This is a genomic window from Frigoribacterium sp. AC394, assembly GCF_979258095.1.
This window is the reverse complement of the sequence record NZ_OZ409834.1, coordinates 2,530,390-2,542,630: the sequence shown is the minus strand read 5'-3', so window position 1 is coordinate 2,542,630 and position 12,241 is coordinate 2,530,390. Positions and strand designations below refer to the sequence as shown.

Genomic DNA, 12,241 nt, shown 5'->3' with positions numbered 1-12,241 from the left:
CGCGCGGAGCTCATCGGACCTCGGGCGCGTTCTCCGCGAGATATGCCTCGGCGCGAGCTCGTTGCTCTTCGAGTTGATGGCCGTACCGCACGAGGTCGTCCGCATGCGACTTAAGGGCGTCTGCCTGTGCATCCCACTCCGCGTCGTACAGCGCCCTGGCATACCCCGAGGAGCCTTGACACGTCGCATCCGCGACCGCCACCCGGCGTTCCTCCGCGGAGACGTCGAATTCGTCGCCGACCGAATACGGCGCGTCGATGGCCGGGCCATCACCGTCATCGACAGATGCCGGTGGCATCTCCTCGGGCACGGCCGGGAGATCCGGGAGCCCTGCGTCGGCCATGCATTCGCGCCATCGAGAGGCCGCCTCTCCGACCTCCGGAGACTCTTGCGCATCACCAGAAGCGCCACCCGCGATCTCCATCGCCAGGTCGTAGACCTGCCAACTCGGTTCGTCGTCCAGGACCGCCGTGCTCTGGTCGAAACAACTCTCGGCGGCATCCGGCGCCTGTTCAGCCACAGCCCGTCTGGATTTCTCTCCATCGAGCCAAGCCTGTTCAGCTTCCGGCGATCTCGCGATCTCGCCAGAGTTCCCGTAACCGAACGTTTCGCCGAGCTCGACTGAGAAGAGCTTGGGGCCCGCAGCGTTCCAGGACTCGCCGGTCGTGGTACCCGGAGGGTCGAGACGGACCACCCACTCGTGCCCAGCCTCAGCCATGCACTTGTGGACGAACACCTGCTGGGCGTCATACTCGACGTTTAACAGCGGTGGCATGTACTGGTCGAGCGGGAGTCGCCACTGGGACTGGTTCTTTGCGGGCAGGTCGAGGTCCGTGCGCTGGGCAGCATCGCTCGCACACCCCGCGAGGGCCGCCGACGCGACTGCCGCCGCGGGGACGATCAGAACGAATCGTGAACGTCCCCTCACGGCGAGACAGCGTTCTCTGCGAGGTACCTCTCGGCGAGAGCGCGCTGCTCTTCAGCCTGCTGCCCGAACCGCTCCAGATCGTCGATTCGGGAGTCCATGGCTTCTACCTGGGCGTCCCATTCGGCGTCGTAGAAGGTCGTCGTGTAGCCGGTGGAGTCTCGGCAGCTGGCATCGGCGACAGCGACGCGACGCACCTCGGTGGGCACATCGAGTTCGTCACCACTCCGGAACGGAGCATCGATGGCATCTCCGCCGTCACCCATGTCGACCGACGCCGGGGGCATCTCCTCGGGCACCTCCGGCAGATCAGGCAGGCCGACATCCTTCATGCACGCCCGCCAGTCTCCTGCGGCTTCGCGGACCTCGAGCGCCTGCTCTGCTTCGGCGTAAGCGAGGTTGCCGATCTGTTGAGCCAAGTCGTACGCAGAACCGTCCGCGACACCGAGAATCGGAGCAGTCTCTTCGAAGCACGCGTCGACCGCCTCAGGGTGCTGTTGCGAGACTGCGCGGTTCGCGCGATCCGCGTCCATTCGAGCCTGGGCCTGATCGAGCATTGGAGAGTTTCCGTAGCCGTATTTCTCGGCGAGCCCGACGGAGAAGAGTTTGCGGCCGGCGTCGCTCCAGGAATCTTGTGGAATCGCTCCATCCTCATTCAGTACGACGCGCCACTCGTATCCGGCCTTCGCGAGGCATGATGCGACGATGATTTGCTCTGCATCGAAGACAGGATCCACAAGAGGCCACTGGTACTGGTCGAGAGGCAGGACCCACCTCTGTTCGTTCTTCTCGGGCAGCGTCAGTTGAGACTCATTCACCGAGGCAGTCGAGCAAGAAGACACGAAGACGACTGAGACGGCTATGATTCCGACCCCGAGTGCACGTGAGAGCCCTCCGCGGAGGCTCTCCATCAGCAGTAAGCCCTGAAGCACGCAGAAGAGATCTGATCATTCAGGCCCTTGGCACTGAAATTGACTCCCTTGCCTTTATCAGCATGGATGTACGGACCCGTGTAATTCGCATGCTTGTACCAACGAGCCGCCATCCCGGACTGCCCGTTGTTGAATCCGGACGAACCCGCGTCATTGGTCCGCGTATGGAAGGTCCGCGCCCAGTAACCGACACTCTCGAAGTTTCTGACGTATTCATAGAAGTTGATGTTGCCGCCACCGTAGTTATTGTTCTCGTAGGTGCAGCCCAGTCCGCGGACGGGGCATCCAGCCGGGGCGGCCGATGCGGGCGCGGGGGTCATCACGGCGACGGAGCCCAGAACGAGACTCGCGGTCACGAGCAGGGTCGACAGCGTTTGGCGTGGCAGGATCATGAATAACACCTCGAATGAACCGCGAGCGCAGCGAGAGCCGCTGCGGTTCGTCAGTCGGCTTCCGAGGCCGCACGGTGGGTGCGACGTGCGAAATGCTACCGACTGTTATGCCTTGAGGTCAAGACCTGGCCGACCCGCTCCTCCTGAGGGTTGAGACGGCGTCGCTCGATTAGTCACGACATGCCGCGCTCCTCCTGAAGGGCACGGCGCGTCGCCACTCATCGACGCGGCGGGCTAGGGCGCGCTGGGCGACTCCACCGTCACGGCCCCCCTGACGATGTCGGCGCGGAGGGCGTCGAGCTCGCCGCTCAGCTCCGCCGGCACCGACGACTCCAGGTCGTGGAACGACGCAAGCCCGACGCCGTCGTTGTCGAGCGTGCCGACGTACGGCTCGTTCGTGAACGACCCGTCCGCCGACGAGATCGCGATGTCCTGGACGGCCTGCTCGGTGTCCTTGATGACCGAGGTCAGCAGGATGGGTCGGTACTCGGCGGGCAGCGTGTCGTAGCCGTCGTTGTCGACCCAGACCACCGACACGTCGCCGGCGTCGAGCGCGGCCGACGCGGCCCCCTCGCCGACCTGTCCGGCCACCGGCATGATGACGTCGGCGCCCTGGTCGATCAGCGCCTGAGCCAGCTGCTTGCCCTTGTTGACGTCTTCGAAGTCGCCCGTGAACGAGCCGTCCTGTGCGGCCTTGTCCCAGCCGAGCAGCTTCACCGTCGTGCCGTGCGCCTCGTTGTAGGCGTCGACGCCGTCGGAGAAGCCGTCCATGAACAGGGTCACCGGGGGCTGGTTGCCGCCGCCGAACGTCGCCACCGTGCCGGTCTTCGAGACCCCCGCGGCGAGGTAGCCGGCGAGGTACGACGCCTGCGCCGTGTCGAACACGATCGGCTTGACGTTCTCGCCCTCGACGGTCTCGTCGACGATCGCGAAGTCGATGTCGGGGTTCGCCGCCGCCTGCTCCTGCGTCGCCGGAGCGAGCTCGTACCCCACGGTCAGCACGAAGCCGCACCCCGAGGCGACGGCCTGCGCGACGTTCGGCGCGAGGTCGGTCTCGTTGGTCGAGACGAGCACCTCGGCCGCGATGCCGTCCTCCTTCTCGGCCTTCTGCAGCCCGGCCCAGCTCGACTGGTTGAACGAGCGGTCGTCGAGGCCGCCCGAGTTCGTGACCATGCGCGAGCAGTGCGTGGAGTCGGTCGACGCCGGGTCGACGGAGGGCTCGGGGGCCGAGGCGCATGCGGCGAGCGCCAGCAGGGCGACGGCCGAAAGGGCCGCGGAGCCGAGGAGGCGCGGGTGGCGGAGACGGGACGACGGACGTTTCGTGCGGGCAGACACGGCGGTGACCTCCTGGTCGGGCGAGAGGAGCTCTCGAGACGAGGCACCCGATCGGCGAGCGGCCCTCCGATGATCATGGCAGCAGCCCTCGCCGGGGTCGACCTCTCGGCGACGCTGTTACGCGATCGTCGCCGAGCCCCGTCCGGCGGCGTGCACGAGCAGCGCCACCTGCACCCGGTTGTCGACCTCGAGCTTCTCGTAGACGTGCCCGACGTGCGTCTTGATCGTGGCGATGCTGACGAACAGGTCGGCCGCGATCTGCGCGTTCGTCGCACCCCGGGCCACCGCGAGGGCGACCTCGGCCTCGCGGTCGGTCAGCCGATCGAAGCGCTCACGCTCGACCCGGCCGACCATCGGCGCCTGCGCCTGCGCCGGCGCCTCGGCGCCGATCCGCCCGGCGGCGACCCCGATCACCCGGTCGAGCACCGACGGCGACAGGATCGAGCGCCCCGACGCGACGGTCCGCACGGCCTGCACGAGCTCGTGCGGCGGGGTGTCCTTCACCAGGAACCCGCGGGCGCCGAGCCGCAGCGCCGAGAGCACGAGCTCGTCGGCGTCGAAGGTGGTGAGCACGAGCACGGCGAGGTCGGGTCGCCTCGCGAGCTCTCGCTCGGTGGCGACGAGACCGTCGCAGCGCGGCATCCGGATGTCCATCAGCACGACGTCGGGCTCGGTCCGATCGATCACCGCTTCGGCCTCGAGACCGTCGGAGGCCTCGCCGACCACCTCGATGCCCTGGTCGCCTCCGAGCAGGAGGCGCAGCCCGGTGCGGACGAGGGTCTCGTCGTCGACGATCACGACGCGGACCGGTGCGGTGGCGGAGGAGGGGGTGGTCAGGTCCACGGGAGCACCGCCTCGACGACGTGCCGCCCGTGCCCGTCGGGCCCCGCCTGGAACGTGCCGCCGACCAGCCGCACGCGCTCCGCCAGACCGGTGAGACCGTGCCCCGGCGCCGATGCGCGGTGCTCGATCGACGGGTTGCCGACGACGATGCGGAGTGTTCCGCCGGCCGCACCCGTGAAGGCGATGTCGACCGGTTGAGCCGGGGCGTGCCTCCTCGCGTTCGTCAACGACTCCTGCACGATGCGGTAGGCATGCCGACTCAGCGAGGTCGGCAGATCGACCAGGGCTCTCGTCGTGCGGTCGTCGATGGTGCAGGCGACGACGGCGCCCGCCGCCCGGGCCTCATCGAGCAGACCCGGCAGATCGGCGAGGGTCGGTTGAGGAGGCGCGACCTGCGTGACCTCGGACTCCCCCGTGGCCGACGGATCGCGCAGCACCCCGAGCACGTCGCGCAGCTCGCTGAGGGCGGACTGCGCGTTGTCGCGGACGACGCCCGCCGTCTCGACGACCTCGTCGGGGCTCAGATCGCGACCCCGGTACTCAAGGGCACCGGCGTGGAGGGCCACGAGCGAGAGACGGTGACCGAGGACGTCATGCATCTCACGGGCGATCCGGGCGCGTTCGTGGTCGCGGATCCGCTCCTCCCGGAGGGCCTGCTCGTGCTCGGCGAGCACCGCCCGGTCGCGCAGCGAGGCGATCAGGTCGCGACGGCTGCCGATGGCGACGCCCACGGCGACGATCAGGGCGTAGACCACCACGGTCGCCAGCACGAACTGCCAGATCGGCAGGCTGTCTTCGGGGACGGGGAAGACGACGGTGTCGGCGAGGTAGGCCGCAGCGGACGAGGCCACGACGACCGCCGCGATCTCACGGGGGCGACGTCGGGTCGAGAGCGACACCAGCGCGAGCATCGCGGCACCGGTGGCGGAGGTCGAGACCCCGCCGAGCAGGGCGAGCGCGAGGGCGATCGCGAACGGGGCGCGCCGCCGGAACGCGACCAGCACCAGGGCGGCGAGCCCGCCGACGAGGTCGCCCATCATGCCCAGCCCGAGCCGCGCGTCGCCCCAGCCGGTGGTGTCGGTGGCGGACCACACGACGGCGAACGCCAGGAGACCGATCAGCGTCGCGGTCGCGAGACGCCACGACTGCGCCCAGACCCGACGACCCAGGGAGGGGCCGGTCCGGTTCGGCGTCGGCGCGGCGGCGGGAGGAGGGGCCACCGGCAGGCCCGCACGCATCGAAGTGGATGCGGAAGATGGGCCGGCGCCCGAGGCGCGGGACACCGCCGGAGGAGTCGATGCCGAGGAGGTCATGACACGAGCCTAGGGAGCGCCGCCAGCCAGCCGGATCGACCGAAGGTCGGAGTTCGGGCCCCCGCCGGGCGGGCTGGGAGGGCGGTGCGCGAGACTGTCGGGATGGACACGCTCGCGCTGCTGCTCGGTCGCTGGCGCGTCGAACGCCGCATCGTCGACCGGCTCGTGGGCGACGAGACCGTCTTCACCGGCACCGCGACCGTCGAGCCGGCGGGCGCCGCACCCGCTCGACCCGCCTCGTACGTCGAGGAGGGGGAGGTCGTGCGGGGCTCGCACCGCGCCTCCGCGGCTCGTCGGCTCACCTATCACCCGCGGACGGACGGGTCGCTCGACGTCCGGTTCGCCGACGGTCGGCACTTCGTCGACCTCGACCTGCGGACCGGAGCCTGGGAGGCGCAGCACCCGTGCGCCCCCGACGACTACCTCGTCGAGACGCGCGTTCTGACGCCCACGTCGTTCGTCGAGCGGTGGACGGTGCGCGGCCCGGCCAAGTCGTACGACGCCGAGACGACGTACACGCGCGCAGGCTGACGCCGGCAGCCGACGCGCACGCTCGAGGGTGGGCGGAAACCGCCCCTCGCGTCGCCGAGAAGGGCCACTTCTGACCACCGTCGAGCCCGGACCCCCGCCTACGCGCGAGGGTGGGCAGAAACCGCCCCTCGCGTCGCCGCGAAGGGCCACTTCCGACCACCGTCGAGCCCGGACCTCCGCGCGCGCTCGAGGGTGGGCAGAAACCGCCCCTCGCGTCCCCGAGAAGGGCGACTTCCGACCACCGTCGAGCCGGGCGGGCCCGGCGGGCGGGCGGGCGGCCTGCCCGCTCGTCGGATCAGCCGGTGTTCTGCAGGCCGGCGGCGATCCCGTTCACGGTGAGCAGCAGGAGGCGGTGGTCGGCGTCGGCCGGGTCGCCGCCGCCGTTCACGCGGATCGACCGGAGCGCCCGCAGCTGCAGCAGCGACAACGCGTCGACGTACGGGCTGCGCAGACGCACCGAGCGGCTCAGCACCGGGCGCCCGTCGAGCACCTCGGCGTGCTCGCTGACCTTCAGCACCCACTCGCGGGTGAGCGCCATCTCGTCGAGCACGGCTCCGGCGAGGTCGTCGCGCTCGGCCAGCCCGAGGTACTCGCGGGCGATGTGCCCGTCGGTCTTCGCGAGCGACAGCTCGACGTTCTTGACCATCGTGCGGAACAGCGGCCACGTCTTGTACGCGTCGCGCAGCAGGTCGACGTCGCCGACGGCCGCGAGGGCCGAGCCGAGTCCGTACCAGCCGGCCAGGTTGATGCGGGCCTGGGTCCAGGCGAACACCCACGGGATCGCCCGCAGGTCCTCGAGCGACTCGACCGACAGCCCGCGACGGGCCGGGCGTGAGCCGAGTGCGAGCAGGCCGACCTCCTCCATCGGGGTGACGGCGGCGAACCACGAGGCGAAGCCCTCGGCCTTGACCAGTCTGAAGAAGGTCGCCCGCGACGCCTCGTCCATGGTGGCGACCACGTCGGCGAAGCGGGTGGCGGCCTCGGCGTTCTCGGCCTCGTTCGACGGGCTCGACGCGAGCAGCGTCGCGGCGGCCATCTGCTCGAGGTGCCGGGCGCCGATCGCCTGGTTGCCGTACTGGGCGACGATGACCTCGCCCTGCTCGGTGATCTTGAAGCGCCCGTCGACCGAGTGCGGCGGCTGGGCCAGAACGGCCTCGTTCGCCGGGCCGCCGCCGCGGCCGAGGGCCCCGCCCCGACCGTGGAAGAGCGTCAGCGTGATGTCGTTCGCTGCCGCCCAGTCGGCGATGCGCGCCTGCGCGTCATACAGGGCGAAGGTCGCCGACACCGGCCCGACGTCCTTCGACGAGTCGGAGTAGCCGAGCATCACCTCGAGGCGGCGCCCCGTCTCGGAGAGGCGACGCTGCACGACCTCGGTGGCCAGCGCCTCCTCGAGGATGCGCGTGCTCGCCTCGAGGTCGGCGAACGTCTCGAACAGCGGCACCACGTCGAGCACGGGCGCGGCCTCGGCCGACCCGAGGGCGTACGCGGCGAGCTCGTGGACGTTCGCGAGATCGGCGGAGGACTGCGTGAACGACACGATGTAGCGGGAGGCGGCACGGACCCCGTAGCGCACCTGCAGGTCTTTGATGGTGCGGAAGACGGCGAGGACCTCGTCGGTCATCGGGCTCGTCTCGCCCCCGGCGCGCAGCTCGGCGAGCGCCGTGCGGTGCACCTGCGAGTGCTGCCGGACCTCGAGCTCGGCGAGGTGGAACCCGAAGGTCTCGACCTGCCAGACGAGGCCCTGCAGCTCGCCGTTCGCGGCGCGGTGCGCACCGGCAGCACGCAGCGAGTGCTGCACCACGCGGAGGTCGGCGAGCAGCTGCTCGGGCGCGTCGTAGCCGAGCGGGTCGCCGTCGCGACGCGTGGCCTCGATGCGCGCCGCGACGAAGAGCAGCACGCGGCGGTGGGTCTCGTTCGGCGAGCGGACCCCGATGCTCGACGCGAGCTCGGGGTCGAGGGCCCGCTGCGCGTCGGCGAGGGCGATCAGCGTCGCGTCGGCGGGCGTGTCGGCCTCGTCGAGGGTGAGGGTGGCGCCCACGCGGGACGCGGCCCGGTGCAGCCCGAGCAGCACGTGCTCAGCCGCGATGTCGGCGGCCTGGCGGGTGACCTCGGCGGTGACGTGCGGGTTGCCGTCGCGGTCGCCGCCGATCCAGCTGCCGAGTCGGAGGAACGCGGGGGCGACGGCGGGCTCGCGGCCGGCCCGGTCGCCGAGGAGGCGGTCGTCGAGCAGGCGGTACACCTGCGGCACGATCTCGAACAGGGTCTGGTCGAAGACGCTCATCGCCGTGCGCACCTCGTCGAGCGGGGTGGGTCGCGTGGTGCGGAGCGGCGAGGTGCGCCAGAGCGTGTCGACCTCTTCGAGGAGACGGCGCTCGGCCTCGGCGACGGCGATGTCGTTCTGCAGCCGGTCGCGCTCGTCCATCAGGTCGCTGATGCGACGGATGGTCGAGGCGACGGCGCGGCGCCGAGCCTCGGTGGGGTGGGCCGTCAGCACGGGGTGGAACCGCAGATCGCTGAGGCGCTTCGAGGCCTCGTCGGCACCGACCTCGGCGACGAGCTGCTGCAGCGTGTCGGCGACCGAGTCGGAGGCGGTGCGCTGGGCGCTGCCTCGTCGACGCAGCACGCGCACGCGGTGGTGCTCTTCGGCGAGGTTGCTGAGGTGGAAGTAGCAGGTGAACGCCCGGGCGACCTGCTCGGCGCGCTCCTGGTCGAGACCGTCGACGATCGTCTGCGCATCGTCGAGCGAGGCCCCGCCCGCCCCCTCGTACGCGGCGATGACGGCGGCGCGCACCGCCTCCACGTCGCGGAAGAGGTCGTCGGAGCCGGACTCGCGCAGCACCCTGCCGAGCAGGCTGCCGAGGAAGCTCACGTCGCCGCGCAGGTCGCCGTCGACGGCCCCGCGGATGTCGTCACGGCTGCTGCCGTCGGCACGTCTCGATGTCTCGATGTCGGTCACGGCCCCATTGTGGACGATGCGGGGGCGTGTGACGCACACCGCGCCTCCTCGGCTCGTCTCGGGTTCGCTGGGCGTCCCGGCGTGCGGCGGGTTCGTGTCATCGGTGGCGGGTCGGCGCTGACCCGCCATGGATGACGGGAACCCGCCGAAGGCAGAAGCACGAGCAGGAGTGCGGGCGCGAGCAGGGGCACGGGCACGAGCACGAGCACGAGCACGAGCACGAGCACGAGCACGAGCACGAGCACGAGCAGGCTCAGCCGCGGGCGCGGGGCACGAGCCGCTCGAGCTGCGTGACGTGCTTCGGCTCGAGCTCGTCGAGCGAGTTCACCCCGAGGAGGCGCATCGTGCGGGCGATCTCGACCGACAGGATCTCGATGGCCCGGTCCACCCCCTCGCGTCCGCCGGCCATGAGCCCGTACAGGTACGCCCGCCCGATCAGCGTGAAGCGCGCGCCGAGTGCGACCGCGGCCACGATGTCGGCGCCCGACATGATGCCCGTGTCGAGGTGCACCTCGGTGTCGGCTCCGACCTCGCGGACGACGTCGGGCAGCAGGTGGAACGGGATCGGCGCCCGGTCGAGCTGACGCCCGCCGTGGTTCGACAGGATGAGCGCGTCGACCCCGAGATCGGTCACCCGCCGGGCGTCGTCGACGGTCTGCACGCCCTTGACGACGAGCTTGCCGGGCCACTGCGACTTGATCCACGCCAGGTCGTCGTAGGTCACGGTCGGGTCGAACATCGTGTTGAGCAGCTCGGCGACGGTGCCCGACCAGCGGTCGAGCGAGGCGAACGCGAGCGGCTCGGTGGTGAGGAAGTCGACCCACCACCACGGGCGCGGCAGCGCGTCGATGATCGTCTTGGGCGTCAGCGACGGCGGGATCGTCATGCCGTTGCGCGAGTCGCGGAGCCGCGCACCTGCCACCGGCACGTCGACCGTCACCAGCAGCGTGTCGAACCCGGCCGCGGCGGCCCGGTCGACGAGGGCCATCGAGCGGTCGCGGTCCTTCCACATGTAGAGCTGGAACCAGTTGCGGCCGCCCGGGGCCGCCTGGGCGACGTCCTCCACCGACGCGGTGCCCATCGTCGAGAGGCTGAACGGGATGCCGGCCGCCGCGGCCGCCGCCGCCCCGGCCCTCTCTCCCTCGGTCTGCATCATGCGGGTGAACCCGGTCGGCGCGATGCCGAACGGCTGCTCGACCCGCTTGCCGAGGACGTCCCAGCCGGTGTCGACCGTCGCGACGTCGTGCAGGATCGCGGGGTTGAACTGCACGTCGCGGAACGCCTGCCGTGCCCGCCGCAGCGAGATCTCGGCCTCGGCGGAGCCGTCGGTGTAGTCGAACGCGGCCGTCGGGGTGCGGCGCTTCGCGATCCGACGCAGGTCTTCGATCGTGAGCGCCTCGCGCAGCCGCTTGGCCTTGAGGTCGAACGTCGGCCTCTTGAACTGCATCAGCGGCGCGAGGTCGTGGAGATTGGGGATCCTGCGGTCGACCATGGTGGTCCTTTCGAGAGGAGCGTGAGGGAGTTCAGGAGGCGCGCGACGGCACCCGGGGCAGGTATCTGACGGGAGCGGACGACGCCGAGACCAGCGCCCGCAGCGCCTCGAGCGACGACGACGGGTCGACGATGCCCACCGCGCGGGCCTGGACGAGGATGTTCCCGAGCGCGGTGGCCTCGACCGGCCCGGCGAGCACGGTGCAACCCGTCCGGTCGGCCGTGAGCTGGCAGAGGAGCTCGTTCTGCGACCCGCCGCCGACGACGTGCACGGTGCGGATGCGGCGACCCGAGAGGCGTTCGGCGTCGCGCAGGGTCTCGGCGTAGGCGGCGGCCAGCGACTCGAGGATGCTGCGCACCACCTCGGCCCTCCCCCGCGGCGGCTCGACGTCGTGCTCGACGCACCAGGCCCCGATGCGCGCGGGCATGTCGCCGGGCGGCGCGAAGCGCGGGTCGGTGGCGTCGAAGACCGGGACCGCGCGGGTGACGTCGGCCGCCTCGGCGAGCAGGGCGGCGAGGTCGCTGCTGCGCTCGGCGGCCGTGGCCCCCGCGCCGTCCCAGGTGCGCATCGACTCGCTCAGCAGCCACAGCCCCGACACGTTCTTCAGGAACCGGGTGCGGCCGTCGACTCCGCCCTCGTTGGTGAACCCCGCCAGTCGCGCCTCGTCGGTGACGAGGGGCGCGGGCAGCTCGAGCCCGACGAGCGACCAGGTGCCGCTCGAGACGTAGGCCGCGTCGTCGCCGGCGAGCGGCACGCCCACCACGGCCGAGGCGGTGTCGTGCGACCCGACGGCCGTGACCCCGAGCGACGCCGGCGCCCCGATCGCGGAGGCGACCGACGGCAGCAGCGGGCCGAGGGCGGCACCGGGCTCGACGAGCGGGGCGAAGAGATCGCGGGGCACGCCGACGCGGTTCATCAGATCGACGTCGAAGACCCGCTCGACGGGTGACAGCAGGCCGGTGGTCGACGCGTTCGTCGACTCGGTCGCCGCCACGCCGGTCAGCCACCACGAGAACAGATCGGGCACGAGCAGGGCGCGATCGGCGAGGGCCAGGGTTCCGGAGGCGCGATCGGCCGCCAGCTGGAACACCGTGTTGAACGGCAGATGCTGCAGCCCCGCCCGCGTGAACAGCTCACGGGGCGACACCGCGGCGTGCACCGCCTCGACCCCCGCCGCGGTGCGCCCGTCGCGGTAGTGGTACGGCGTGCCGAGCAGCCGGCCGTCGCGGAGCAGCGCGTAGTCGACCGCCCACGAGTCGACCCCGATCGACCGCAGCCCCGGCTCGTCTCGCACGGCGGCGGCCAGCCCCGCGGTGACGGACCGCCAGAGCCCGAGGACGTCCCAGTGCAGACCGACACCGTGCAGACCGAGACGACCCGCGCCTCCTTCGGGGACGGTCACCGGGTCGTTCGCGAACCGGGCGACCGGTCGGAGCCGGACCCCGTCGCGGTCGACCCGGCCGAGCATGACGCGCCCGCTCGTGGCACCGAGGTCGACCGCCGCGACCGCGCCGCCGCCTGC

At 71.2% G+C, this 12,241-nt stretch carries 10 protein-coding genes; 1 reads left to right on the top strand and 9 read right to left on the bottom strand.

Translation table 11 applies throughout. The annotated features are described in order from the left end of the window. Window positions 1-10: 10 nt before the first annotated feature. From ACZZY9_RS11855 to ACZZY9_RS11830, 6 genes are all read right to left on the bottom strand, one after another. Entirely contained in the window at window positions 11-928 is a 918-nt protein-coding gene (locus ACZZY9_RS11855) for a hypothetical protein (protein ID WP_463464214.1), read from the bottom strand. Further along, entirely contained in the window at window positions 925-1,836 is a 912-nt protein-coding gene (locus ACZZY9_RS11850) for a hypothetical protein (protein WP_463464213.1), read from the bottom strand. Before ACZZY9_RS11850 ends, ACZZY9_RS11855 begins: the two co-directional genes overlap by 4 nt. Beyond that, window positions 1,836-2,249 carry a peptidase inhibitor family I36 protein gene (locus tag ACZZY9_RS11845; RefSeq protein WP_192061462.1) on the bottom strand — a complete coding sequence of 138 codons (414 nt, stop codon included), beginning with the start codon at window positions 2,247-2,249 and terminating at the stop codon, window positions 1,836-1,838. Before ACZZY9_RS11845 ends, ACZZY9_RS11850 begins: the two co-directional genes overlap by 1 nt. A 234-nt stretch (window positions 2,250-2,483) precedes the next feature. Next, a complete protein-coding gene (locus tag ACZZY9_RS11840) occupies window positions 2,484-3,584 on the bottom strand; it encodes a BMP family lipoprotein (RefSeq protein ID WP_463464212.1) in 1,101 nt (366 codons plus the stop codon). A 117-nt stretch (window positions 3,585-3,701) separates the two neighbouring features. Beyond that, window positions 3,702-4,427 carry a response regulator transcription factor gene (locus tag ACZZY9_RS11835; protein WP_463464211.1) on the bottom strand — a complete coding sequence of 242 codons (726 nt, stop codon included), beginning with the start codon at window positions 4,425-4,427 and terminating at the stop codon, window positions 3,702-3,704. Beyond that, window positions 4,418-5,647, bottom strand: coding sequence for a sensor histidine kinase (locus tag ACZZY9_RS11830; RefSeq protein ID WP_463464210.1), 1,230 nt, complete (start codon window positions 5,645-5,647; stop codon window positions 4,418-4,420). The genes ACZZY9_RS11835 and ACZZY9_RS11830 overlap by 10 nt, the downstream gene beginning before the upstream one ends. Window positions 5,648-5,842: 195 nt before the next feature. On the opposite strand from ACZZY9_RS11830, the gene ACZZY9_RS11825 reads away from it, so the two are divergent. Beyond that, entirely contained in the window at window positions 5,843-6,271 is a 429-nt protein-coding gene (locus ACZZY9_RS11825; RefSeq protein WP_463464209.1) for a DUF6314 family protein, read from the top strand. Between the two features lie 295 nt (window positions 6,272-6,566). On the opposite strand, the gene ACZZY9_RS11820 is transcribed toward ACZZY9_RS11825, so the two are convergent. From ACZZY9_RS11820 to ACZZY9_RS11810, 3 genes are all read right to left on the bottom strand, one after another. Next, complete coding sequence (locus ACZZY9_RS11820; RefSeq protein WP_374231419.1) at window positions 6,567-9,227, bottom strand: phosphoenolpyruvate carboxylase; 2,661 nt, start codon at window positions 9,225-9,227, stop codon at window positions 6,567-6,569. A gap of 253 nt (window positions 9,228-9,480) precedes the next feature. Beyond that, a complete protein-coding gene (locus ACZZY9_RS11815; RefSeq protein WP_463464208.1) occupies window positions 9,481-10,719 on the bottom strand; it encodes an alpha-hydroxy acid oxidase in 1,239 nt (412 codons plus the stop codon). Between the two features lie 31 nt (window positions 10,720-10,750). Beyond that, a complete protein-coding gene (locus tag ACZZY9_RS11810) occupies window positions 10,751-12,187 on the bottom strand; it encodes a rhamnulokinase (protein WP_463464674.1) in 1,437 nt (478 codons plus the stop codon). Between the last annotated feature and the right edge of the window lie 54 nt (window positions 12,188-12,241).

Bases quoted from the DNA above. Each gene is read 5' to 3' on its own strand.
- ACZZY9_RS11850 (WP_463464213.1), bottom strand. From the start codon at position 1,836: ATGGAGAGCCTCCGCGGAGGGCTCTCACGTGCACTCGGGGTCGGAATC.
- ACZZY9_RS11845 (WP_192061462.1), bottom strand. From the start codon at position 2,249: ATGATCCTGCCACGCCAAACGCTGTCGACCCTGCTCGTGACCGCGAGT.
- ACZZY9_RS11825 (WP_463464209.1), top strand. From the start codon at position 5,843: ATGGACACGCTCGCGCTGCTGCTCGGTCGCTGGCGCGTCGAACGCCGC.
- ACZZY9_RS11815 (WP_463464208.1), bottom strand. From the start codon at position 10,719: ATGGTCGACCGCAGGATCCCCAATCTCCACGACCTCGCGCCGCTGATG.
- ACZZY9_RS11810 (WP_463464674.1), bottom strand. From the start codon at position 12,187: ATGCTCGGCCGGGTCGACCGCGACGGGGTCCGGCTCCGACCGGTCGCC.